Source organism: Mycobacterium sp. RTGN6, assembly GCF_033804605.1.
GTDB lineage: Bacteria > Actinomycetota > Actinomycetes > Mycobacteriales > Mycobacteriaceae > Mycobacterium.
In genome coordinates, this window is the sequence record NZ_JAPZKZ010000007.1 from 65,096 (window position 1) to 88,978 (window position 23,883).

Annotated in this window: 26 protein-coding genes; 12 read left to right on the top strand and 14 right to left on the bottom strand. The window is 67.5% G+C overall.

From position 1 onward, the window contains the following. Positions 1-2: 2 nt before the first annotated feature. Genes miaA through SLQ33_RS18110 form a run of 3 tightly spaced genes read right to left on the bottom strand, consistent with a single transcriptional unit; the run spans position 3 to position 2,554 of the window. Positions 3-917 (bottom strand): tRNA (adenosine(37)-N6)-dimethylallyltransferase MiaA, encoded by a 915-nt coding sequence (gene miaA, locus SLQ33_RS18100; protein WP_319455544.1) that lies wholly within the window; start codon positions 915-917, stop codon positions 3-5. Between the two features lie 5 nt (positions 918-922). Further along, positions 923-1,666, bottom strand: a complete 744-nt coding sequence (locus SLQ33_RS18105; RefSeq protein WP_319455245.1) for a hypothetical protein — start codon at positions 1,664-1,666, stop codon at positions 923-925. Positions 1,667-1,675: 9 nt separating this feature from the next. Continuing rightward, positions 1,676-2,554: a DMT family transporter gene (locus tag SLQ33_RS18110; RefSeq protein WP_319455246.1), complete on the bottom strand. Its 879-nt coding sequence runs from the start codon at positions 2,552-2,554 to the stop codon at positions 1,676-1,678. Between the two features lie 179 nt (positions 2,555-2,733). Here SLQ33_RS18110 and SLQ33_RS18115 point away from each other — a divergent pair, with 179 nt between their 5' ends. Next, a complete protein-coding gene (locus tag SLQ33_RS18115) occupies positions 2,734-4,062 on the top strand; it encodes a DUF349 domain-containing protein (RefSeq protein WP_319455247.1) in 1,329 nt (442 codons plus the stop codon). Here the strand turns inward: SLQ33_RS18115 and SLQ33_RS18120 are convergent. Further along, positions 4,059-4,667 (bottom strand): hypothetical protein, encoded by a 609-nt coding sequence (locus tag SLQ33_RS18120; RefSeq protein ID WP_319455248.1) that lies wholly within the window; start codon positions 4,665-4,667, stop codon positions 4,059-4,061. The genes SLQ33_RS18115 and SLQ33_RS18120 overlap by 4 nt on opposite strands. Next, positions 4,655-6,202, bottom strand: a complete 1,548-nt coding sequence (gene miaB, locus SLQ33_RS18125) for a tRNA (N6-isopentenyl adenosine(37)-C2)-methylthiotransferase MiaB (protein WP_319455545.1) — start codon at positions 6,200-6,202, stop codon at positions 4,655-4,657. The genes SLQ33_RS18120 and miaB overlap by 13 nt, the downstream gene beginning before the upstream one ends. 160 nt (positions 6,203-6,362) lie before the next feature. On the opposite strand from miaB, the gene SLQ33_RS18130 reads away from it, so the two are divergent. The 5 genes from SLQ33_RS18130 (at position 6,363) to SLQ33_RS18150 (ending at position 10,598) form a co-directional block, all read left to right on the top strand. Next, complete coding sequence (locus SLQ33_RS18130) at positions 6,363-7,091, top strand: amino acid ABC transporter ATP-binding protein (protein WP_319455546.1); 729 nt, start codon at positions 6,363-6,365, stop codon at positions 7,089-7,091. 43 nt (positions 7,092-7,134) lie between these two features. After that, positions 7,135-7,956: a glutamate ABC transporter substrate-binding protein gene (locus SLQ33_RS18135; RefSeq protein ID WP_319455547.1), complete on the top strand. Its 822-nt coding sequence runs from the start codon at positions 7,135-7,137 to the stop codon at positions 7,954-7,956. A gap of 29 nt (positions 7,957-7,985) precedes the next feature. Next, positions 7,986-8,660, top strand: coding sequence for an amino acid ABC transporter permease (locus SLQ33_RS18140; RefSeq protein ID WP_319455249.1), 675 nt, complete (start codon positions 7,986-7,988; stop codon positions 8,658-8,660). Then, entirely contained in the window at positions 8,657-9,538 is an 882-nt protein-coding gene (locus SLQ33_RS18145; RefSeq protein ID WP_319455250.1) for an amino acid ABC transporter permease, read from the top strand. Before SLQ33_RS18140 ends, SLQ33_RS18145 begins: the two co-directional genes overlap by 4 nt. 217 nt (positions 9,539-9,755) lie before the next feature. Then, a complete protein-coding gene (locus tag SLQ33_RS18150; RefSeq protein WP_319455251.1) occupies positions 9,756-10,598 on the top strand; it encodes a hypothetical protein in 843 nt (280 codons plus the stop codon). A gap of 15 nt (positions 10,599-10,613) precedes the next feature. Here the strand turns inward: SLQ33_RS18150 and recX are convergent, their stop codons facing one another. The 4 genes from recX to SLQ33_RS18170 all read right to left on the bottom strand — a co-directional run bounded on the left by recX (position 10,614) and on the right by SLQ33_RS18170 (position 14,825). Then, positions 10,614-11,159 (bottom strand): recombination regulator RecX, encoded by a 546-nt coding sequence (gene recX / locus SLQ33_RS18155; protein ID WP_319455252.1) that lies wholly within the window; start codon positions 11,157-11,159, stop codon positions 10,614-10,616. Then, entirely contained in the window at positions 11,125-13,269 is a 2,145-nt protein-coding gene (gene recA / locus SLQ33_RS18160; RefSeq protein WP_319455253.1) for an intein-containing recombinase RecA, read from the bottom strand. The genes recX and recA overlap by 35 nt, the downstream gene beginning before the upstream one ends. A gap of 179 nt (positions 13,270-13,448) precedes the next feature. Beyond that, positions 13,449-13,643 (bottom strand): DUF3046 domain-containing protein, encoded by a 195-nt coding sequence (locus tag SLQ33_RS18165; protein WP_319455254.1) that lies wholly within the window; start codon positions 13,641-13,643, stop codon positions 13,449-13,451. 9 nt (positions 13,644-13,652) lie between these two features. Beyond that, positions 13,653-14,825, bottom strand: coding sequence for a glycosyltransferase (locus tag SLQ33_RS18170; protein WP_319455255.1), 1,173 nt, complete (start codon positions 14,823-14,825; stop codon positions 13,653-13,655). Between the two features lie 62 nt (positions 14,826-14,887). Here SLQ33_RS18170 and SLQ33_RS18175 point away from each other — a divergent pair, with 62 nt between their 5' ends. Beyond that, on the top strand, positions 14,888-15,325 hold the full coding sequence (locus SLQ33_RS18175) for a limonene-1,2-epoxide hydrolase family protein (RefSeq protein ID WP_319455256.1): 438 nt from the start codon (positions 14,888-14,890) through the stop codon (positions 15,323-15,325). Next, positions 15,325-15,735: a DUF5313 domain-containing protein gene (locus tag SLQ33_RS18180; protein ID WP_319455257.1), complete on the top strand. Its 411-nt coding sequence runs from the start codon at positions 15,325-15,327 to the stop codon at positions 15,733-15,735. The genes SLQ33_RS18175 and SLQ33_RS18180 overlap by 1 nt, the downstream gene beginning before the upstream one ends. A gap of 4 nt (positions 15,736-15,739) precedes the next feature. Here SLQ33_RS18180 and pspM read toward each other — a convergent pair whose 3' ends face one another. The 4 genes from pspM to pgsA form a co-directional block, all read right to left on the bottom strand. Continuing rightward, positions 15,740-16,552: a phage shock envelope stress response protein PspM gene (gene pspM / locus SLQ33_RS18185; RefSeq protein WP_413467658.1), complete on the bottom strand. Its 813-nt coding sequence runs from the start codon at positions 16,550-16,552 to the stop codon at positions 15,740-15,742. Between the two features lie 18 nt (positions 16,553-16,570). Further along, a complete protein-coding gene (gene pspA / locus SLQ33_RS18190) occupies positions 16,571-17,380 on the bottom strand; it encodes a phage shock protein PspA (protein ID WP_319455259.1) in 810 nt (269 codons plus the stop codon). A gap of 133 nt (positions 17,381-17,513) precedes the next feature. Then, positions 17,514-17,846, bottom strand: coding sequence for a transcriptional regulator ClgR (gene clgR / locus SLQ33_RS18195; protein WP_319455260.1), 333 nt, complete (start codon positions 17,844-17,846; stop codon positions 17,514-17,516). A gap of 86 nt (positions 17,847-17,932) precedes the next feature. Further along, positions 17,933-18,529 carry a CDP-diacylglycerol--glycerol-3-phosphate 3-phosphatidyltransferase gene (gene pgsA, locus SLQ33_RS18200; protein WP_319455261.1) on the bottom strand — a complete coding sequence of 199 codons (597 nt, stop codon included), beginning with the start codon at positions 18,527-18,529 and terminating at the stop codon, positions 17,933-17,935. A gap of 42 nt (positions 18,530-18,571) precedes the next feature. On the opposite strand from pgsA, the gene SLQ33_RS18205 reads away from it, so the two are divergent. After that, the gene (locus SLQ33_RS18205; RefSeq protein ID WP_319455262.1) at positions 18,572-19,087 is read left to right on the top strand and encodes an amino-acid N-acetyltransferase; all 516 of its coding nucleotides are present in this window, start codon (positions 18,572-18,574) and stop codon (positions 19,085-19,087) included. Positions 19,088-19,219: 132 nt separating this feature from the next. Here the strand turns inward: SLQ33_RS18205 and SLQ33_RS18210 are convergent, their stop codons facing one another. Next, positions 19,220-21,727 carry a DNA translocase FtsK gene (locus SLQ33_RS18210; protein WP_319455263.1) on the bottom strand — a complete coding sequence of 836 codons (2,508 nt, stop codon included), beginning with the start codon at positions 21,725-21,727 and terminating at the stop codon, positions 19,220-19,222. A 147-nt stretch (positions 21,728-21,874) separates the two neighbouring features. On the opposite strand from SLQ33_RS18210, the gene SLQ33_RS18215 reads away from it, so the two are divergent. The 3 genes from SLQ33_RS18215 to SLQ33_RS18225 are packed head-to-tail and all read left to right on the top strand — an operon-like array spanning position 21,875 to position 23,883. Next, entirely contained in the window at positions 21,875-22,189 is a 315-nt protein-coding gene (locus tag SLQ33_RS18215; protein WP_319455264.1) for a putative quinol monooxygenase, read from the top strand. A gap of 1 nt (position 22,190) precedes the next feature. After that, positions 22,191-23,009: a mycofactocin-coupled SDR family oxidoreductase gene (locus SLQ33_RS18220; protein ID WP_319455265.1), complete on the top strand. Its 819-nt coding sequence runs from the start codon at positions 22,191-22,193 to the stop codon at positions 23,007-23,009. 1 nt (position 23,010) lies between these two features. Continuing rightward, positions 23,011-23,883, top strand: a complete 873-nt coding sequence (locus tag SLQ33_RS18225) for an SAM-dependent methyltransferase (RefSeq protein ID WP_319455266.1) — start codon at positions 23,011-23,013, stop codon at positions 23,881-23,883.

Here is a 23,883-nt window from a genome sequence, read left to right on the forward strand (position 1 = left end):
GATCAGGATACGTGTCGCCACCTACGCAGCACGTCGTCGACGTTTCCCGGGGCCGCGCCGTCGAGCCAACCGATGCGATGGTCGCGGCGGAACCACGACCGTTGTCGACGCACGTAGCGCCGGGTTCCGACGAAGGTGCTCGCTCGAGCCTCGGCGACGGCCTCGGCCCCGCCACCGGCCTCGAGCGCGGTGAGCACCTGGGCGTAGCCGAGCGCGCGGGACGCGGTCGTTCCGTTCCGCAGTCCACGGCCTTGCAGCGCGACGACCTCGTGGATGAGTCCGTCGGCGAACATCGTCGCGGTGCGCAGCGCCAAGCGTTCATCGAGAAGTGTTGTCTCCCAGTCGACTCCGATGATCAAGGTATTCCACCGCGGTGGACCGATCGTCGGCGCGCTCGCGGCGAACGGCTGGCCGGTCAGTTCCACCACTTCGAGCGCCCGCACGATGCGACGGCCGTCGGTCGGCAGGATCGACTCGGCGGCGGCGGCGTCCACGCGGGCGAGCTCGGCGTGCAGCGCCGCCACCCCGATTTCGGCGAGCCTGAGCTCCCACCGGGCCCGCACCTGCGGGTCGGTGGCCGGAATGGCCCAGTCGTCGAGCAGCGATTGCAGGTAGAGCATCGAGCCACCGACCACGACGGGCACGGCTCCGCGCCCGGCGACGGCCTCTACGTCGGCGGCGGCGGCCTGCTGGTACTGGCCGACGGTGGCGGTCTGCGTCACGTCGAGCACGTCGAGCTGGTGATGCGGGATGCCGCGCCGTTCCGCTGGCGCCAGCTTCGCAGTGCCGATGTCCATGCCGCGGTAGCGCTGCATCGCGTCGGCATTCACGATCTCGCCGCCGATCCGTTCGGCGACGTCGAGGGCCAGGGCGCTCTTCCCGGTGCCAGTCGGCCCGACGATGGCGATGGGCCGCACGGACGTCACTCGGTCGATTCCCGGGTCGCTGCGCTTTCCCCCGCAAGCGGGGGGACCCCCAGCACCGGCGTCCAGACGCCGACGAAGTACGCAACGCCGTACGGCGCGCCCCGGTACAGCTCGCGCGCGGCGGCCGGCCCGGGCTCTGTCAGCCCAGCCAGGACCTGGTAGGCGACGCGACCCAGGATTCCGACCGGCAGGTCGATGAGCGCGGCGACGTCACCCGCGGCGAGCGCGTCGTCGAGCGCCTCCTGGACGGGCACCGAGTCGGGGTCGTGGCCACCGGGCGCCGGCGGAGTCAGGGTGTTCGCACCGTCGGCGACGATGAGGACCCCGATGGATTCGGCCGCCCCGTCGAGCTCGACGCGCAGCGCCCTGCCGAGGGCCAGTGCCGCGTCGGCGCCGTGGTCTTTCGAGTACACCCGCACGTCGGCTCGCGCCGCCAGGTTCGCCCTACCGCGCACCCAACCGGTGATCAAGGCGCACAACGGAAGTCGCGCGGGGACACCATCGCTTCCGGGCCGGAGGCCGACCCTGATGTCGGCGCCGAAGCCGGCGAACGTCCCGACGGCGTCGGATCCAACCACCTCATCCGTCTCCCCGACGCCGACGGCGACCCAGGCGTCCGGGAGTGCGGTCGCCGCGTTGAGCACCGCGGTGTTCAATTCGGCCAGCTCCGCGGCCGCCCCGGCGACCAGTGGCGTCACCATGACGGGCGCTGACGGGATCAACGCGACGGCGCTCAGCACGTCAACACGCTAACCAGCGTCCTGACTAGTAGCCACCGCAGCGGCCTCCCCGCGCGCGAGGGCAGCCGTCGCGACGATCATCACCGCGAACGCCGCGACCAGCGTCACGTAGCCGGCGTCGCCCGGCCGCAGTGTCTCGCCGAGCACCACCACGCCCAGCACGGAGCCGACGACGGGCTCCACCACCGTCATGGTGGGCAGCGACGCGGTCAGCGAGCCTGCGCGGAACGACGACTGCTGCCACGCCGTCCCCATCACCGCGACGAATGCCCACGCGTAGAGCTCGGGCGTCTTGATCAGTTCGACGAGTCCGTCATCGAGTCGGTCCACGACGCCCTTGGTGAGCACCGCGAAGAGCCCCCACATGCTGCCCGACACCACGGCGAGCAGCACCGCACTGGCGGGCCGCCCCGAGAAGAGCCGCGCGCCGACGATGCAGGCGATCAGCACCGGTCCGAGCACGGCGACGACCAGCGCCCACGTGCTCATGGACGCACGAGAATGCCCCTCGGTGGGGTTTCCGACCGTGACGATGACCACGACGGCCAGTGCCAACAGCGCCGCCCACGCCCACTGGAAGCGCGACACCCGCCGATGAGTGAGGCGGGCGTTGATCGGGAGGGCGAACAGCAGCGACGTCACCAGCACCGCCTGGACCAGCAGCACCGAGCCGAACCCGAGTGCGGCGGCCTGCAGACCGAATCCCGCCGCCGACACCAGACTGCCCAGCCACCACCCCCGGTCGCGCAGCAGCCGGGTGAACAGCGCGAGATGGCCCACCGATTCGTCGGTGACGTCGTGTGCGGAACGCTGGTGCATGACGTCCCCGATGGCGATGAAGAACGCGGCGCCGAGCGCCAGCAGGGCGGCGATGTCCGCCTTTTCCATCGTCCACCTCCCTGCTCGCTCGAGAATCCGCAAGCCGACCCTAAGCGACGGGTCGTGCAAAGGCGTGGGCACGCTGGACAGCGCTCTGTTTCAATAGCGGGCGAGAAACCAGAGCTATCGGCGCCGCGTCGCGCGGCAGGAGCGCGGGTCACCGCGCGGAGGGCACGAGGATGACGGATATGACGACCAGCGAGCCAGGCGGCTCCCCCAAGCCCACCCCCCGACCGGGACCGCCCCGACCAGGACCGCCGCGCCCCGTGCCCCGGCCCAGCACGTCTGCGCCGGTGGCGCCACCGCCCGCCGACCCCCACAGGTTCGGCCGGATGGACCCCGACGGCACGGTCTGGCTGATCAGCGCCGCAGGTGAACGCGTCATCGGATCCTGGCAAGCGGGCGACCCCGAGGCCGCGTTCGCGCACTTCGGCCGCCGCTACGAGGACCTGCACACCGAGATCGCCCTGATGGAGGGTCGACTGGCCTCCGGTACCGGAGACGCGCGCAAGATCAAGTCAGCGGCGGCCGCCCTTGCCGAGAGCCTGCCGACGGCGGCCGTGCTCGGCGACGTCGACGCGCTGGCCATCCGGCTGAGCGAGATCGCAGAACACGCCGACTCCGCCGCGCAGGCCGACCGCGAACGCCGCGACGAACAACGGGCGACGCAGACCGCGCGCAAGGAGGCGTTGGCCGCCGAGGCCGAGGAGATCGCCGCCAACGCCACGCAGTGGAAGTCCGCCGGCGACCGGCTGCGCGCCATCCTCGACGAGTGGCGGACGATCACCGGGCTGGACCGCAAGGTCGACGACGCGCTGTGGAAACGGTATTCGGCTGCCCGCGAGACGTTCAACCGCAGGCGCGGATCGCACTTCGCGGAGCTCGACCGCGAGCGGGTGGGCGTGAAACAGGCCAAGGAGGCGCTGTGCGAACGCGCCGAGGGGCTCGCCGACTCCACGGACTGGGGTCCGACGGCGGGTGCGTTCCGCGACCTGCTGACGGAGTGGAAGGCCGCGGGTCGCGCCGCGAAGGATCTCGACGACGCGTTATGGGCGCGGTTCAAGGCGGCGCAGGACAAGTTCTTCGCCGCCCGAAACGCAGCCAACTCCGAGCGCGACGCCGAGTTCGGCGCCAACGCCACCGCCAAGGAGGCGTTGTTGGTCCAAGCCGAGGCCATCGACGTCACCGACGTGGAGGCGGCCCGGTCGGCGTTCCGTGCCATCGGCGACAAGTGGGACGCCCTTGGCAAGGTGCCGCGGGAACGCGCCCCCGAATTCGAGCGGCGCATGCGGGCCGTCGAGAAGAAGGTGCGCGACGCCGCGTCCAGCGGATGGTCCGACCCAGAGGCCCAAGCCAGGGCCGACCAGTTCCGCGAACGCGCCGAGCAGTATGAACATCAGGCCGAGAAGGCCGAGGCCGCTGGCCGGACCAAGGACGCCGAACAGGCCAGGGCGAACGCCACGCAGTGGCGGGAATGGGCCGAAGCGGCCGTCGAGGCGCTTGGTAAGAAGCGCTAGGAACCGTCGGCGGCGGAATCGCCGTCGCCGAGGTCGTCGAGCAGCCCCTTGCGCTGCTTCTCGGCGGCGACCCGGCGGCGTTGCTCCTCCGCGGCCAACTGGACGGCGGTGCGCGACCAGACGACGCGTGCCCAGTGGAACGTCAGCAGGATCACCGCGACCCACGCGATGATTAGCCCGTACCCCGGCCCTGGATGCGGTTGCGCCACGGTCTGCCGCGACCAGACCGCGAGCATGCCGAGCGGGCACGCCACCGCCGAGCCGGCGAGGGCGATCCACGCCAACCCCCAGCGCCGGGTGAGCAGGGCCAGCATCGAGAAGCCGACGCTGAACACCAGCACGAGCCAGGTGAACACCCGCGACGGCAGTGCGATGGCCTCCCGAAGCGCTGCGTCACTGCCGACCAGGACGTCGAGTCCCCTTGCGTTGCCCGTGTGGGGAAGGATGAACGTCAGCAGGAGCACGAAGACAAGGGTGGCTACCACCAAAGCCCTTGCACCCGGGTCGATTTCGCGAGCCATCCGACGTTCGACGGCTTCGATGTCACCCTTGAACTCGTCGAAGTCCGCGTCACCCCGGCCCGTCGAACCGGTCACCCGCAGCATCCCTTCGCCGTGGGGGCGGCCGGCGTCAGTCCGATTCCCGGCATGCCCAGCCCGACCGTCTTCACGCGAGTACCGGCCTCGTGGGCGTCACCCGCACGGGTACGACGGTGCTCCAGCATGTCGGAGTCGGCGATCAGGTGATGCGGCGCGGCCCCGGTGACGGTGGTGGTGACGACGTCCCCGGGCCGCACGTCGGCGTCCCCGGGGGTGAAGTGAACCAGTCGACCGTCGCGTGCGCGGCCCGACATGCGGGCGGTGCTGGCGTCCTTGCGACCCTCGCCGGTGGCGACGAGGAGCTCGACGCAGGTGCCCACCTGGGCGGCGTTCTCCTCGAGCGCGATGCGCTCCTGGAGGTCGATCAGCCGCTGATAGCGTTCCTGCACAACGGCCTTCGGCAGTTGGTCGGGCAATGTGGCGGCCGGAGTACCGGGGCGCTTGGAGTACTGGAACGTGAACGCGTTGGCGAAGCGCGCCCGCTCGACCACGTCGAGGGTGGCCTGGAAGTCCGCTTCGGTCTCGCCGGGGAAACCGACGATGAGGTCGGTGGTGATGGCCGCGTGCGGGATGGCCGCGCGTACGCGGTCGATGATGCCGAGGTACCGCTCGGCACGGTAGGACCTGCGCATTTCCTTGAGGATCCGGTCAGATCCCGACTGCAACGGCATGTGCAGTGTGGGGCAGACGTTCGGCGTCGTGGCCATCGCCTCGATCACGTCGTCGGTGAACTCCGCCGGATGCGGCGAGGTGAATCGCACGCGCTCCAACCCGGCGATGCCGCCGCAGGCACGCAGCAACGCCGCGAACGCCCCGCGATCGCGCGGAACGTCAGACCACATCATCGGGTCCTCGCGCAAGCGCTCGTCCGCAGCGAACGAGACGCCGTAGGCGTTGACGTTCTGGCCCAACAGCGTGACCTCGAGCACGCCTTGATCCACGAGCGACTGCACCTCGGCGAGCACGTCACCGGGTCGGCGGTCCACCTCCTTGCCGCGCAACGCGGGCACGATACAGAACGTGCAGGTGTTGTTGCAGCCCACCGAGATGGAAACCCAAGCCGCGTAGGCGGATTCGCGGGACGCGGGCAGAGCCGACGGGAACTCCTGCAGCGCCTCGGCGATCTCGACCTGCGCCACCTGGTTGTGCCGCGCCCGCTCCAGAAGCGTCGGCAACGAGCCGATGTTGTGCGTGCCGAACACGACGTCGACCCAGGGCGCCTTGCGCAGCACCGCGTCGCGGTCCTTCTGCGCCAGACAGCCGCCGACGGCGATCTGCATGTTCGGGTCGGACTGCCTGCGCGGTGCCAGGTGGCTGAGATTGCCGTAAAGCTTGTTGTCGGCGTTCTCGCGCACGGCGCAGGTGTTGAAGACGACGACGTCGGCGTCAGTGCCGTCGGGCGCGCGCTCGTATCCTGCGGCTTCCAGCAGACCGGCCAGGCGCTCGGAGTCGTGCACGTTCATCTGGCAGCCATACGTACGGACCTGGAAGGTGCGCACCGAGGGCTCACTGGCCGAGGCCAGAGCGTCGGATTCCACCATCGAAGTCACGGCCCAATGGTACGGGGGTGATCTGTCACCTCTAAATCCGCCGGATTGCCGAGAGCCCGGCGGACTGGGCATTACCTGGGTAAGGTCTGAGCGCATGGCGATCGACGAGTCCGCGTCCGCAACCAGCGAACAGGCGTCGAGCAATCAACCGATGATCTCAATGAAGGCCGTCGACAAGCACTTCGGCGAGCTGCACGTGCTCAAGGACATCAACCTCGATGTCGAACGCGGACAGGTCGTTGTGGTGTTGGGACCGTCTGGTTCGGGTAAGTCGACCTTGTGCCGCACCATCAATCGGCTCGAACCGATCGACTCTGGCACCATCGCGATCGACGGCAAGGTGCTACCCGAGGAGGGCCGTCAGCTCGCGGAGCTGCGCGCGGACGTCGGGATGGTGTTCCAGTCCTTCAACCTGTTCGCACACAAGACGATTGTCGAGAACGTCATGCTCGCCCCCATGAAGGTGCGCAAGCGTTCCAAGGAGCAGGCGCGCACGAAGGCGATGGAACTGCTCGAACGCGTCGGCATCGCCAACCAGAAGGACAAGTACCCCGCCCAGCTGTCGGGCGGTCAACAGCAACGCGTGGCCATCGCGCGGTCGCTGGCAATGGATCCGAAGGTCATGCTGTTCGACGAACCCACCAGCGCCCTTGACCCCGAGATGATCAACGAGGTGCTCTCGGTCATGATCTCGCTGGCCGAGGATGGCATGACGATGCTCGTGGTCACGCACGAAATGGGCTTCGCCCGGCGCGCATCGCAGCGCATCATCTTCATGGCCGACGGCGCGGTCGTCGAGGACGCACCGCCCGAAGAGTTCTTTTCCAACCCGAAATCCGATCGTGCCAAGGACTTCCTTGGCAAGATCCTGAACCACTAACGCCTCGGCGAAAGGAATTACCGTGAGCCTCGTCCGCAAGCCCATGCGCATCCGATTGGCGGCAGCCGTCGCGTTGGCCGTCGCATTGCCGTTGTCCGTCACCGCGTGCGGGGGTGGTGACAGTGGCACCGCCGCGTCCGGCGACAAGGAGACCGTCAGCGTCGGCATCAAGTTCGACCAGCCCGGCCTTGGGTTGAAGAACCCCGACGGCACGTACAGCGGATTCGACGTCGACGTCGCCACCTACGTGGCGAAGGAGCTCGGATACGAGCCCGACAAGATCGAGTGGAAGGAGGCGGTGTCGGCGCAGCGCGAGAACATGATCGACAACGACCAGGTCGACTACGTCGTCGCCACGTACTCCATCACCGATGCACGCAAGGAACGCGTCGACTTCGCGGGCCCGTACCTGATCACCGGTCAGAGCCTGCTGGTAACGGCAGCCAACACCGACATCACCGGCAAGGACTCGCTGGCCAACAACAAGAAGCTGTGTTCGGTGAAGGGGTCGACCCCGGCCCAGAAGATCAAGGACGAGTTCCCGAGCGTGCAGCTTCAGGAGTACCCGAACTACTCCGCATGCATCGAGGCGCTCAAGAACGGCGCGGTCGACGCGGTGACCACCGACGAGGTGATCCTGGCCGGTTTCGCGGCGCAGAGTCCCGGCACGTTCAAGGTCGTCGGCGACACGTTCTCCACGGAGAAGTACGGCATCGGCTTGAAGAAGGGCGACTCCGAACTAAAGACCAAGATCAACGACGCCCTCACGAAGATGGAGTCCGACGGCGCCTGGGCCGCGGCGTTCGAGAAGAATCTCGGCCCTGCAGGCATCAAGACGCCCGAGCCGCCTGCCATCGAGAAGTAACGGGCTGACGGGAAGCCAGCGGAGCGAACGTGGAGGTCTTCAAGTTCAGCGCGTTCTTAGAGGCGTTCTGGACCACCATCCAGTTGACCGTGTATTCGGCGATCGGCGCGTTGGTCATCGGGACGGCACTGGCGGCGATGCGGTTGTCGCCAGTGCCCGTGCTGACGTGGCTCGGCACCGCCTACGTGAACACCGTGCGCAACACGCCGCTGACGCTGATCATCCTGTTCACCTCGCTCGGCCTCTACACCAGCATGGGTATCACGCTGGCCAACGAGGATTCCCCGACGTTCTTCGCAGACAACAACTTCCGACTGGCCGTCCTCGGCTTGTCGGTCTACACGGCGTCGTTCGTGTGTGAGACCCTCCGCTCGGGCATCAACACCATCCCGCTGGGACAGGCCGAGGCGGCCCGCTCGCTCGGGCTCACGTTCGGCCAGAACCTGACGACCATCCTGCTGCCGCAGGCGTTCCGCGCCACGGTCATCCCGATGGGATCGGTACTCATCGCGCTGACCAAGAACACGACGATCGCCTCGGTGATCGGCGTGTCGGAAGCGTCGCTGTTGATGTCGGAGTGGGTGGAGAAGTCGTCGGCGCTGCTGTTGGTCGGTGGCCTCTTCGCCGCAGGGTTCGTCGCGCTGACGCTGCCGTTGGGGCTGTTGTTCGGGTGGTTGGGCAAGCGATGGGCGGTCGCGAGATGAGCAGCGCCTCAGTCCTGTTCGACAGCCCGGGTCCACGGGCCAGGGTTCGCAACCACATCGCTACGGCCGTCACGGTGCTCGTCGTTGGGCTGGCGGCCTGGGCGGTGCTGTCGAAGCTGGCCGACGCCGATCAGCTGACCGGGGCCAAATGGAATCCGTTCACGACGCCGGACCTGTGGGAGAACTACCTCCTGCCCGGCATATGGAACACGCTCAAGGCCGCTGCCATCTCGATCGTGCTGGCGCTGGTCCTCGGGTTCCTGCTCGGGGTCGGCCGCATGTCGACACATCCCGCCATCCAGCGGCCGTGCGCGGTGTTCATCGAGTTGTTCCGCGCCATCCCCGTGCTGATCCTGATGATCTTCGCGTACTTCGTCTATTCGAAGTACGACATTTTCCCGTCGGAAATGGCCACCCTCGCAGGCGTCGTGACGGGGCTGACCTTGTACAACGGCGCGGTCATCGCCGAGATCGTGCGAGCCGGCGTGCACGCATTGCCGCGCGGACAGTCCGAAGCTGCGTCGGCGCTCGGGCTGCGTTGGGGTCAGACGATGCGGTCGATCCTGCTCCCACAGGCGATCACGTCGATGCTGCCCGTCTTGGTCTCGCAGCTCGTTGTCGTGCTCAAGGACACTGCGCTGGGCGTCGCGATCACGTATCCGGAGCTCGTCAACCAGGCCACGGGCATCGGCGCGTCCTTCAGCAACTACATCCCCGCTCTCATCGTCGTCGCGGTCATGATGATCAGCGTCAACTACGCGCTGTCGGCGTTCGCGGTGTGGCTGGAACGCAGGCTTCGACAGTCCAAGCGCGGACCCGCTCCGCTCGAGGCCGAGACCATCGAGCAGGAAGGCGTCCCCGGCGCGACGGTCGTCTAGCCGTTACCTCCTAGCGGCCAGCTCCCAATCCAGTTGGGCTCCACTGCCTTCGAGGACGTCGCCGGAGGGCTTCTAGCGCACCGCCCCGCAGCACCGATCGCCACGGCACCGCGCACTCGTGATCGGTGTTGAACCCCGCGGACCCGGGATTCGTGTCCTTCATGGTGGTTCGAGCACGTCTCGGACCCGCGGTGTCCCATTCATCGGGGAGGTGGTCATGGACACTCGTCTTCACCTGCACGTCACGGCTGGATTCGCGGTGCTGAGCATCGGCGCGGCGGTCGCCGTTCCGGCACTTTCACCCGCGGTCGCGCGCCCCGTCGAATCCGACGCGGTGGCGCTCGTTGCCCAGGCGCAACCGTTGTCGCTCACACCCGCGGCGATCGCGCTCTCGCCGCCAGGCCTCATCGGTCAACAGGTCGCGTTCCACGTCGTGTTCGTGACGGACTTCCTGGTGACCGGCGCACAGCTGTTCGCTCGCGAACTTCCCATCCCGCTGACGCTGGCAGCGGACCTCGCTGGCAGAACACCACTGCCCACAGCCGTCGCCCGCGCACTGCAGAACCTGGCGGCCGTCGAGGTCGATGCGGGCAATGAGTTGCTCAGGTTCGGCGCCGAATACGTCAGATTCCAAGCGCAATTCGTCACGAACCTCATCCCGAGTCAGGTTGCCGTCGCCCCAACCGCTACGCCGGCCCCACGCACTTTCGTCGGATCGGCCCCGCGCACCGTCGTCGAATCGGCGCTGCCTGCCCCGACGCCGACCACCATCGCACTGACCCACCGCTCCAAACCTCGTGACGAAGCGTCCCCACCGGTGCCCAGCAAGCCCGAACCCCCAGTCGACACCGACGAACCCAAACGCGGATCGGCTGGCTCGACGACCGAGGTGGACCGCAAGGACGGTTCCCGCGACTCACACGTGCCGCGCCGCGACCGGCTCGACCGACGTTCGGCCGAGGGACCGTCGACGAAGGGGTCAGATGCTCAGGCGACTCGCCACGATGGGCCCGATCGTCATGATCGCAAGCCCGACGGGCCTCGCCGGCATCGCGACTGACCAGGTGCACGCGCCCTAGACCCGGCGGCGCTCCCGTTCGTTGGCCAGCGCCACCTTGACCACGTCGAACGCCATCGACTGGTCGTAGCCGCGGCGAGCCAATATGGCGACGAGCCTGCGGGTCAGCTTGAGCTCGTCGGCGTCGTCGGTGAGCCGTTCCCGTCGCAGCTTGTCGGCGACCAGCTGCTCGGCCCGCTCGCGTTCGGCGTCGGAGTCGACGTCGGCCAGCGCGGCGGTGATCACCTCGTCGTCGACGCCCTTGGTGCGCAACTCGGAGACCAAGGCGCGCTTGCCCTTTCCGGCGTTGACGTGACGCGAACGCACCCACTGCTCGGCGAAGTCACGGTCGTCGACGAGCCCGACGTCGGCCAGCCGATCCAGCACGCCTGCGCTGACCTCGTCGGGGTAGCCGCGCTTGGCCAGCTGTCCGGCTAGCTCGGCCCGCGTCCGCGCCCGCACGGTGAGCAGGCGCAGGCACAATGCCCGCGCCTGCTCCTCGCGGGAAGCCGAATCCGCTTGCGGCGACTCAGAAGTCGACGGGAGCGGGCAGGGGTTCGACATTGCTGGGCTCGCTGGTCAGCACGGCGCCGATGCCGAGCTTTTCCTTGATCTTCTTCTCGATCTCGGCCGCCGTATCGGGGTTGTCGATCAGGAAGGTTCTGGCATTCTCCTTGCCCTGGCCCAGCTGCTCACCCTCGTAGGTGAACCAGGAGCCGGACTTACGGACGAAGCCATGCTCGACGCCCATGTCGATGAGCGAGCCCTCCTTGGAGATGCCCCTGCCGTAGAGGATGTCGAACTCGGCCTGCTTGAACGGCGGCGCCATCTTGTTCTTGACGACCTTGCAGCGGGTACGGTTGCCCACCGCATCGGTGCCGTCCTTGAGCGTCTCGATGCGTCGCACGTCGAGGCGAATGGAGGCGTAGAACTTCAAAGCCTTTCCGCCCGTTGTCGTTTCGGGCGAATTGTGCACCATGACACCGTCTACGAAGTAATTGTGGTTGCCCTCCACCTCGATGTCGAAACGATTCATCGAGCGCGTATGCGGCTTGACGTGGACGTCGAGGACGCGGGCTGGCACCAAACGCTGAGCGGGCTCGATGAACTGTGGCATCACCGATCCTTGTCCACGGAATCGCCCCAGCAGCTTGTACTCCATCGACGGAGCAATGTAAGGCGCAACCAACTCCTGGAATTTCGCCGAGGCCGCGGTGGAGAACACCAGCACCGCCTTACCTGCCGAACCCGATTGGCGCAGACGCACATCCAGATCGTGAGTATCGCGCAGGTAATCACGAAGACGGGTTCGTGAGCCCTCGCTCATTGCCTCGACGCAGATCTCGATACGACCACTGCCTCCGGCGGTGCGCTCCTGCAGACCCTTGGAGCGGACGGTGAACGAGCCGTCGTCCATGTACCAGACGGCCAACGCCAGCGGGGTGAGTGCCTTGAGGTACTCCTCGGAGAGGAACTTCTTGCCATCGCCGAGATACACCGCGCGTTGCAGCTCGGCCAGTTCAGGCAACGGAGTGAAGTCGACGAAGTGTGCGCCCTTGGTGTTTTCGCGTTCCGAGTGCTTGATGTTCCCCAGCAGTTCGGTCTTCCAGCGCAGATACTCGACCTGCTTGGCACCATGCCCCAGCCGGAACCGGACGCCGTTGCGGTCCCGCCGATTAGGTGACAGGTTTCCGTCACCCATGAGCGACCCGAGTACGACCTGGAACTGCTGGTCACTGAGAAGGTGCGGTTCGGCGGCGAGAACACGGTCGCCCGCGGTCAGGTCACCTGCCTCCGACCACCCAGCCGGCGTACGAATGAGGTGATTTGGCGTGGCGGCAAACTGGGACCTTCCGTTGCCACCCGACTTTTCGACGGTGAATTGCAGGAACTGCTCGGCTGGTCCGTTGTTGAACCAGTTCACGATCTTTCGCGGCACGATCTGGTCACTGACCGGGTCGTAGGACAGCACTTCGATGTCCATCTTGTTGTTGACGATCTTGCCGATCTTCTCGGTGGTGCCGTCGGCCAGCTGGACCCGAGTGTCATAGGCAAAACATCCGAACATCACTCCGATTTTTTCGCGGAGCTGGTTGATGAAGATCGCGGTGGTGTTCGAGTTGCTCAGCGCGCCAGTGATCTTGCGGAGCGCCTGGCTCATCAGCCGGGCCTGCAGGCCGACGTGGCTGTCGCCCATCTCGCCGTCGATCTCCGCACGTGGCACCAGGGCGGCGACCGAGTCGATGACCAGGATGTCCAGCGCGCCGGACCGGATCAGCATGTCGGCGATCTCCAGCGCTTGCTCACCGGTGTCTGGCTGAGAGACCAGCAGCGAGTCGGTGTCCACACCAAGCTTCTTGGCGTAGTCGGGGTCCAGCGCGTGCTCGGCGTCGATGAACGCGGCGATGCCGCCTGCGGCCTGCGCATTGGCCACCGCGTGTAGGGCGACGGTGGTCTTGCCGGAAGACTCCGGGCCGTAGATCTCGACGACGCGGCCACGGGGCAGCCCGCCGATGCCCAGCGCCACGTCGAGGGCGATCGAGCCGGTTGGGATGACCGAGATCGGCGCACGCACCTCGTCACCGAGTCGCATCACCGAACCCTTGCCGTGACTCTTCTCGATCTGGGCCAGGGCCAGTTCGAGGGCCTTTTCGCGATCGGGGGCTTGTGCCATGGTGTGGATCTCCGTCTCTCTTGCGATGGTCTAGCTGTTCGGTTGATCGGTGTTCGATCAGTTGGCCCAGAGGCTAGGACGGCCCACCGACAAAAATCACCGCGGTCGAACGATCACCACAATAACGAACAGGTGTTCGAAGGCAAGGCGACGCGCCGAGCGTGTTCAGTACCCGGAAATCACCACTGATCGCGCGGGACGTCGAAGTCGGCGCACAGCGCGCGCCACACGTCGCGGGGTTCGACGCCGTCCGAGATGGCCTGGGCGGCGGTGCGTCCGCCGAGGCCGCTCAGCACGTGGTCGACGAGCATCGAACCACCACGCACCGGACCGAAGCGTCCCTCGACGAGTACGTGGAATTCCGTCAGCCGCACGGCACCAACTTACGCGGACGCGGCCAGCGCTTCATGGCACACCCGTACCGGATCGGCCACGCCATCGACGTCGGCGCTCGCCCGTCGGGCCGCGTCCCGGTAGCTCGACGAAGAGAGCACCTCACCCACTGCGGCAGTCAGGGCGTCGGCAGTCAGCGGCCTCACCAACACCGCACTACCTTGACGCACAACACGATTGGCGATCTCCCACTGGTCTCCCCCGCCCGGCACCACCACCATCGGCACCCCGGCCTGCAGCACCTTGGCGACCATGCCGTGCCCACCGCCGCAGATCGCCAGGTCGGCGCGCGACAACAGTTCGTCCTGGCGTCCCAACCCCACCGCCGCCCACGATGGGACGTTCAGCTCCGGTCCGCCCAACCGCGACACCACCACCCGCGCCCCCTCCGGCAGCGTCGTACCGGGCTCCAGCACGTCCAGCGCCAGCTCGGCCAGCCCCTGCGTCCCCGTCGTCGCGGTGGACGGAGCCACGACCACCACCGGCCCGTCGCCTCGCGGCAGCTCCAGCAGCGTCGAGGTGGGTTCGAAGTGCAGCGACCCCACGACCACGGCCTCCGGCGGCCAGTCGGGCCGAGGCACCTCCAACGCCGGCAGCGTCGCGATCAGCCGTCTCGTCGGACCGGGATCTGCTGCAGGCAAACCGATGTCCATGCGAGCCGCGGCACGCTGTCGATCGCCATCACGGACGGACCGCGCAGTCATGGCGCGCATCACCGTGTCGCGCAGTCGACCCAACACACCGGTCCCCGGCGCCAACCCGCTGCCCAGCGGCGGCAGCCCCTTCGACGGCAGATACAGCGGATGCGGGGTCAACTCGACCCACGGCACCCCGAGGAGTTCGGCGGCAAGCCCGCCACACACCGTGATCACGTCGGAGACCACCAGATCCGGCGCGAGCGCCTCCAGCACTGGCGCGTTGAGCACTGCCATCCGCGCGGCCCGCTGGTGGAGCTTGGCGCCCGCGTCGGCGTCGTCATCGGTGTCGGCGGGGTCGAGTCCCGCCAGTTCGACCGCCTCCAGGCCCGCGTCTCGCGCGGCATCGAGCCATTCGACTCCCGTGAGCAGCGTGGCCGTGTCGCCCGCCGCCTTGAACTTCAGACACAGCGCGATCGCCGGAAACGCATGCCCAGGATCCGGGCCTGCGACCACCGCGACGCGCATCGGCCCACCCTGCCACAGCGCCCGCAGCTAGCGACCAGCGCTAGCGCGACTACGCTGGCATCATGACCGAGCAGACATCGACCGAGGCGAGCACCGACAACGCCCTCGTAGTCGAGAAGTTCCTCAACGCGCTGCAGGACCAGGACTTCGACACGTTCGAGAGCCTCCTTGACGCCAACATCGTCTACGAGAACGTGGGGTTGCCGACGGTGCGCGGCGGTGCCCGCGTCGCGAAGATGATGCGCGGCATGCAAGGTCGCATGGGTTTCGAGGTGAAGTTTCACCGCAACGTCGCAGAAGGCGCGACGGTTCTCAACGAACGCACCGACGCCATCGTCCTCGGGCCGCTGCGCCTGCAGTTCTGGGTGTGCGGCGTGTTCGAAGTCCAGGACGGCCGAATCACGCTGTGGCGGGACTACTTCGACATGTTCGACATGGTGAAGGCCACGGTGCGCGGGGTTCTGGGCGTCGCCGTGCCCGCGCTGCGCCCCACGATGTGATGGCCACCGAGCGCACCCGGCCGAACGCGTGGGAGTACGTCACGTACTGCTACGGACGGCGGCTGCCCGACTCGATGAAGCAGTGGGTGGCCGACGACCTGGCCGGGCGGGGCGCCACACTGCGCATGATGGTTCGGGTGTTCATCCCGGCAGTGCTGATCCTGACGCCGTTCTGGATCGTCCCAATGTCGTTGTACCTGCACCTGTCCACGACGCTGCCGATCCTGATTCCGTTCGTGTTCTTCTCGCACGCGCTGAACAAGGTGTGGCGCCGCCACATGCTGCGAAAGCACGGGCTGGACCCCGGCCTGGTCGACTACATCGCCCGCCAGCGCGACGCGCCCAAGCACGACGCCTACATCGCGAAGTACGGACCCCGCTCGGACCCGCCGAGCAGCCAGGACCTCTGAGTCGTCAGGCGCGACGCAGGTGGCCGAGTTCGTCGAACGCCTGCGCCCATCCGGTGAGCCGATCGGTGGCACCCGCGAGTTCGTGCCGGTAGCGCTGCGCCGTCATCGGTGAGCTCGACATCGATCCGGAGTTCGCCGCCGACACCAGTTGGGCTGCGGCGGTGACCATTTCGTCGTACTGACGGGCCCCACTGTCCAGCTGAGCGACGAACGCTCGGATGGTGGGGGTCAGGTGAGCCCGTGATTGCGGGGACGAATGGGCCGCCCGCTCCATCGAGGCCACTTCCTTGGCGGTTGCCGCCATGGTGACCGCCGTCTGGTTGGCCGCCAGCGTCACCTCGCGGAGTTCGTCGGCGGGCAGCATCTGGCCCCGCTGCAGGATGCCGAGCAGCGAGAACAGCCCCCGCTCCGACGAGGCCAGCGCGGCCATCGGCGGGCGGGCGGCAGACCCCCACGGCGGCAGCCGGTGAACGGTGCGCTCCGGAGGCAATGGCGTTCCCCGCAGCCAGCGGTAGCGCAGGAAGGCCAGCGTCGCCGGGAACGCGGCACCCGCGGCGATGACGCCCGTGATGATCAGCCCCCAGACCGGAGTGCTCCACGATGCGAGCAACCCGGTGACCGCGATCCAGAATGCAGTGGCGAAGGTGAAGAACCAGCCCGCCCGCAGCGCCCAGCGCCGCTTGCGCAGCATCTTGGCGCGCGGATCGGCAGCTGCGCCCAGCTTCTGTGCCAGCCCGTCGGCCAACTCGGCGGCCGTGTCGACCCCGTGTTGCACGACGTAGCGCAAACCCGCTTGGCGGCTGGTCCTCACGTCCACTGGCATGTACCTCGAAACTTACTGTGAGAGTGGGTTTTCCGGCGTGGAAGCAGGCGGGTTGACAGCCGGCGCGGCGGGCGTGGCGGCCCCTCCCGTCGGAAGTGCGTCACCGCGCATCGACGCGCGGATCTGCTCGAGCCGGGAATGCCCGGCCATCTGCACGCTGGCCTGCTGCACTTCCATCATCCGGCCCTGCACCGAGTTCTGCGCCAGCTCGGCCGCGCCCATCGCGTTGGCGTAGCGACGTTCGATCTTCTGGCGCACCTCGTCCAGGCTGGGGGTGGTGCCCGGTGCCGCCATCTCGCTCATCGACTGCAATGAGGCGCTGACCTGCTCCTGCATCTTGGCCTGCTCGAGCTGACTGAGCAGCTTGCTGCGCTCGGCGATCTTCTGCTGCAGCATCATGGCGTTCTGCTCGACCGCCTTCTTGGCCTGACCGGCGGCCTGCAACGCCTGATCGTGCAGCGCCTTGAGGTCCTCAACGCTCTGCTCGGCGGTGACGAGTTGCGCCGCGAACGCCTCGGCGGCGTTGTTGTACTCGGTGGCCTTGGCCGCGTCACCCGCGGCGGTGACCTGGTCGGCCAGCGTGAGCGCCTGGCGCACGTTGACCTGAAGCTTCTCGATGTCGGCGAGCTGACGGTTCAGCCGCATCTCCAGCTGGCGCTGGTTGCCGATCACCTGTGCGGCCTGCTGGGTCAGCGCCTGATGCTGACGCTGCGCGTCCTCGATGGCTTGCTGGATTTGCACCTTCGGGTCGGCGTACTCGTCGACCTTGGAGCTGAACAGCGCCATCAGGTACTTCCACGCCTTGACGAACGGGTTGGCCATGGGTTCGTTCCGCCTTCGTGTCGAGCTGTCTGCCCAGGATGGGCTCGGTGCTTGCCGCTACTGCCAACTTATCGGTTCCGAGGGGGTGACCACACCCCCGCAGGAGAATTCCGGTACGCGTGGACGCGACGACTCAAGCGACCGCCATCGACACGACCTGGGGAATGACGACCTTGGTGCTGACGTCGATGTTGGCCGCGCCGATGGTCGCCGCGTCGGCGGGGACGCGTTCCTGATGCTCCATCGCCTCACCGGCGTCGGTCAGCACACGCGACAGCGGGACGTCGAGTGCCCCGCAGATGGCGCTGAGCAACTCGCTGGACGCCTCCTTGCGGCCTCGTTCGACCTCGGAGAGGTAGCCGAGGCTCACGCGGGCCTCGTCGGACACTTCACGCAGGGTCCTGCCCTGCTCGATCCTGGCTCCACGCAGCACGTCGCCGATCACCTCGCGCAGCAATGCCGTCATCGCGCTCTCCTTAAAAATCGACGCTCTCGGGTCACTAAATCCAGAACGCTCACGAAGCGCGAATTGGTTCCCGAGCGCGTCGACCGTCAGTGGCCTGCGGCGCGGGCGCGCGACTCGCGGACCGCCGTGACCACGTAGTCGACCCCCGTGACCACGGTCAACACGATGGCCGCCCACATGATCACCCACGCGCCGGTGAGCCAGCCGCCGGACAGCGGCATGATGAACAGCCCGATCGCGACGGCCTGGACCAGCGTCTTGAGCTTGCCGCCGCGGCTGGCCGGGATGACTCCGCGGCGGAGCACCGCAAATCGCAACACGGTGACGCCGATCTCACGGACGAGGATGACCCCGGTCACCCACCACGGCAGATCCCCGAGGATCGAGAGCCCGACGAGTGCCGCCCCGATCAGCGCCTTGTCGGCGATCGGGTCGGCGAGCTTGCCGAACTCGGTGACCAGGTCATAGCTCCTGGCGATCCGACCGTCGATGTGATCGGTGATGACAGCGGCCGCGAAGATGACGAAAGCCACTATCCGCCAGAAGGTCTCATGCCCGTCGCCGACGAAGAGGGCGACCAGGAACACCGGCACCAGCACCATGCGAAGCCCGGTGAGCAGGTTGGCGACGTTGGCCACCCCGACGTGGGGAACCACGGGATCGACGTCAGAGTGGCCCGGCACGGCATCAGAATATCGGTTGCGCCAACCGATAACCTCTTCGCTGTGAGCAACGCGCCCAAACCGGACGGGCTGACGGTCCGGCGTGCGCGCACCTCCGACGTCCCCGCTGTGAAGGCGCTGATCGACATTTACGCGGGCCGAATCCTGCTGGAGAAGAACCTCGTCACGCTCTATGAGGCGGTACAGGAGTTCTGGGTTGCCGAAATCGATGGCGAAATCGTCGGTTGTGGCGCGCTCCACGTGCTGTGGTCCGACCTCGGGGAGGTGCGCACCGTTGCGGTGCACCCGAAGGTCCGTGGCGGGGGCGTCGGCCACGCGGTGGTCGAGCGGCTGCTCGACGTCGCGCGGGACCTTCATCTGTCCCGGATCTTCGTGCTCACGTTCGAGGTCGACTTCTTCGGCCGACACGGCTTCCAGGAAATCGAGGGCACTCCGGTGACCGCCGAGGTCTACGAGGAGATGTGCCGCTCGTACGACATCGGCGTCGCGGAGTTCCTCGACCTGTCCTACGTCAAGCCCAACATCCTCGGCAACTCGCGGATGATCCTGGTCCTGTAGGGGATTTCGTTGCCTGTGGCACCGCGATTTCTGCGTCACGGTCGTTCCGCGGTCGGCGGCGCAGCCATGGTGCAGAAGTCGGCGAGGCTAGGCGATTGCTAGTCGATCGCTCAGCGCCCGCCGACCACGGCACTACTCCTCGGGGTCGCCGCCGTTGGCGTCGGCGCCGCCGCGGATCAACATCAGCGTGCCGGCAAGTTCGTCGGGCTTGATCAACACGTCGCGCGCCTTGGAACCCTCACTCGGCCCGACGATTCCGCGCGTCTCCATCAGATCCATCAGCCGGCCGGCCTTGGCGAAGCCGACGCGCAGCTTGCGCTGCAGCATCGACGTCGAACCGAACTGCGAGGACACGACGAGCTCGACGGCCTGCAGGAAGACGTCCATGTCGTCACCGATGTCGGGGTCGACGTCGGTGCGCTCGCCGGTCGGCTTGGCGGTGGTGACGCCGTCGGTGTACTCCGGCTCCGCCTGGTCCTTGCACGCCTGAACGACCGCGTGGATCTCGTCGTCGGAGATGTAGGCGCCCTGAAGGCGAACCGTCTTGTTGGCGCCCATCGGGAGGAAGAGTGCGTCGCCCATGCCGATCAGCTTCTCGGCCCCTGGCTGATCCAGGATGACGCGGCTGTCGGTCAGCGACGACGTCGCGAACGACAGCCGAGACGGCACGTTGGTCTTGATCAGCCCCGTGACGACGTCGACCGACGGCCGTTGGGTGGCGAGCACGAGGTGGATGCCCGCGGCGCGCGCCTTCTGCGTGATCCGCACGATGGCATCCTCGACGTCGCGCGGCGCCGTCATCATCAGGTCGGCGAGCTCGTCGACGATGGCAACGATGTAGGGGTACGGCTTGTACACCCGCTCGCTGCCCAGCGGCGTCGTGATGTCGCCGGATCGCACCTTGGCGTTGAAGTCGTCGATGTGACGCACACGCGAGGCCTGCATGTCCTGGTAGCGCTGCTCCATCTCCTCGACCAGCCACGCCAACGCCGCGGCGGCCTTCTTCGGCTGGGTGACGATCGGCGTGATGAGGTGCGGGATGCCCTCGTAGGGGGTCAGTTCCACCATCTTCGGGTCGATCAGGATCATCCTGACCTCTTCGGGGGTGGCCCGCGTGAGCAGCGACACCAGCATCGAGTTGACGAAGCTCGACTTGCCCGAACCCGTCGAGCCCGCGACCAGCAGGTGCGGCATCTTGGTCAGGTTGGCCGAGATCATCTGGCCCTCGATGTCCTTGCCAAGCCCGATGAGCAGCGGATGGTGGTCGGCGCGCACCTTCGGCGCGGTGAGCACGTCGGCGAGCCGGACCATCTCGCGGTCGGTGTTGGGCACCTCGATGCCGACGGCGGACTTGCCGGGGATCGGCGCCAGCATGCGGACGCTCTCGGTGGCCACCGCGTACGCGATGTTCTTCTGCAGCGCGGTGATCTTCTCGACCTTGACGCCGGGTCCGAGTTCGACCTCGTAGCGGGTGACCGTCGGACCGCGGGTGCAGCCGGTGACCGTCGCGTCGACCTTGAATTGCTGCAACACCGACCCGATGACTTCGACCATCTGGTCGTTGGCGGCGCTGCGGCGCTTGGGCGGGTCACCCGCGACCAGCAGGTCGATCGACGGCAGCGTGTACTCGCCCTCGACGACGCGGTCCAGCGCCAGGGTGTCCTGCTTCTTGGCTGGCTTCTTGCGCCGCGTCGCCCGGATCGCTGGCTCCGGGACCGTCGGCGCCTCGTCGAGCGGGTAGTTGTCGTACGGAGTGCCGGTCGGTGCCGTCGGCTGGCTGGCGGCGGGCCAGGCCTGGCCGTCGTCGCCGAGGTAGCCGGCGGGGTCGTCGTAGTAGCCGTCGGAGAAGTCGTCCGCGGCGTCGGCGACGGCCTCGTCATACTCGTCGTCGTCGTAGTACGCGTCCCCACTGCGCCCACTGCCGATGGCCAGCCAACTGCTCAGCGCCGCAGGCACTTCGCGGATGGTCGTGCCGGTCATCAGCAGAACGCCGAACAGCACCCCGATGATCAGCAGCGGGGTGGCGATCCAGGGGGTGAGGCCGTCGGCGAGCGGGCCGCCCATGGCGAAGCCGACGAATCCGGCGGCGTGCTGGCGCGCGATGGACTCCTGCGGCGATCCGGACGACAGGTGCCAGAGCCCGAGCGCGGGAAGTGCGATCATCGCCGCGCCAAGGACCAGGCGCGGACGGGCCTCGGGATGGGGTTCGGTGCGCATCAGGATGACGGCGATGGTCGCGAGCAGGATCGGCATTAGGACGACCGCCGCGCCGATGACCGTGCGCAGGGCGGTGTCGATCCAGGCGCCGACGGGGCCTGCGGCGCCGAACCACGTGCTGGCGGCGATGACGACAGCCACGCCCAGCAACGCCAACGCGATGCCGTCGCGGCGGTGGCCCGGTTCGAGATCGCGTGCGCGACCCATCGAGCGGGCGGTGGTTCCGGCGCCCTTCGCGACCATCAGCCAGCCAGCGCGGGCGGTCCGACCGATGGCGGATCCGGCAGTGCTGATCGGCGAGGACGTGCGTCGGGGCGCGGGTTTCCTGCGCGGCGCGGGACGGGCCGGACGAGTCGTACCGCGCGAACCAGCCTTTGACCTGGTCGAACGGGCGCCCGAGCGGGCAGCGGTCTTACTAGCCATGACCGCCACCCTAGTCGCAAGAGCCCCATATTCACCATCTGCCACACTGGTCACAGGTCGATTCCAATGTTTGTAGCCAGGCTTCCCATCAGTAAGGTGGACAACTGTCTGGCCTCAACCCCGTGCAACTCATCGAGGAGTTCCCCCATGCCCGTCGTCGTCGTCGCAACCATGGTCGCCAAGCCCGAATCCGTCGACACGGTGCGGGACGCCTGCACGAAGGCCATCGAGGCGGTGCACGACGAGCCCGGCTGCGAGCTATACGCCCTGCACGAGTCCAACGGCACGTTCGTGTTCGTCGAGCAGTGGGCCGACGCCGACGCGCTGAAGACCCACAGCACCGCGCCCGCCATCGGCGCCCTTTTCGGCGCCGTCGGCGAGCACCTGGACGGCGCCCCGGACATCAAGATGCTGACGCCCGTCGTCGCCGGTGACCCGGCCAAGGGTCAGCTGCGCGCCTGATATGGGGTCACTGGCCGGGAAAGTCGCGTTCATCACCGGTGCGGCCCGCGGTCAGGGCCGCGCGCACGCGGTCAAGCTCGCGTCGGAGGGCGCCGACATCATCGCGGTGGACCTGTGCGACCAGATCGCGTCGGTCCCCTACCCGATGGCCACCGTCGACGACCTGAACGCCACGGTGAAGCTCGTCGAGGACACCGGTGCGCGAATCGTGGCGGCGCAGGCCGACGTCCGCGATCGCGCGGCGCTCAAGACCGCGTTGAAGGACGGCGTCGAGGAGCTCGGCGGACGGCTCGACATCGTGATCGCCAACGCCGGCATCGCGCCGATGGCAGGCGAAGACGCGTGGCAGGACGTGCTGGACGTGAACCTGACGGGCGTCTATCACACCGTGGACGTGGCGATGCGGCCAATGGTCAAGGCGGGCAACGGCGGAGCGATCGTGCTCACCAGTTCGGTGGCCGGCCTGGTCGGGCTGGCGTCGCCCATGGCGGGTTCGGTGGCATACGCGGCGGCCAAGCACGGCATCGTCGGTTTGATGCGGGTGTACGCGAATCACCTTGCCTCGTTCAGCATTCGGGTGAACTCGATCCACCCCGCCGGCGTCGACACCCCGATGATCGACAACGACTTCACCCGCAGTTGGCTCGAGGGCATGGCGCAGAAACAGCAGGGTGGGCCCAGCATGACCAACGCGTTGCCGGTGCAGACGCTCGACGTAGAGGACATCGCCAACGCCGTGCTCTGGCTGGTATCCGACGCCGCGCGGTACGTCACCGGCATCACGCTTCCGCTCGACGCGGGCTACATCAACAAACGCTGAGATGGCCCGCAATCCAGCTGCCCAAACCGCCTTCGGCCCAATGGTGCAGGTGGCAATCGAGCAGTACGAACGGCCCGAACACCGGCTCGTCGACGACGATCTGGCCTTGGCCATCCTGCCGGCGGGCCAACGCGCGCTCGTGCGCGCGATGCGGTGGCCGTTCCTGCGCCGCATGACGATTTGGGCTGGCGAGCGGGCGGTGCCCGGTTCGTGGACCATCATTACCTGCCGCAAGCGCTACCTCGACGACAAACTCGACGATGCCCTTGGTGCCATCGACGCCGTCGTGATTCTCGGTTCGGGGATGGACACCAAGGGAATTCGCCTCGCCCGCCGATCCGACATCCCGATCTTCGAGGTCGACCTCCCGGTCAACGTCGAGCGCAAGAAGGCCGCCGTCCAGCGCGCAATCGGACCGTCACCCACGTCGTTTCATCTGGTGCCCGTGGACTTCGAACGCGACGACTTGTTCGGCGCACTGACCGCCCACGGCTACCGCACCGATGCCCGCACGTTCTTCATCTGGGAAGGCGTGACGCAATACCTCACCGAAGACGCCGTTCGGTCCACGCTCGGCGCGCTGCGGGCCACGCCCGTTGGAAGCCGGATGGTCTTCACGTACGTCCGGAAGGACTTCATCGACGGGCGGAACATGTACGAATCGGCGCTGCTGTACAAGCGTTTCGTACGACGCCAGCAGCTGTGGCACTTCGGCCTCGACCCCGAGGACGTCGCAACATTCGTCGACGACTTCGGCTGGCGGCTAATCGAACAAGCAGGGCCGGAGTACTTCCTAAGCAACTACATACGGCCGACCGGCCGCGATCTCACGGCGTCGGACCTGGAGTGGTCGGCGTACGCCGAGAAGGTGTAG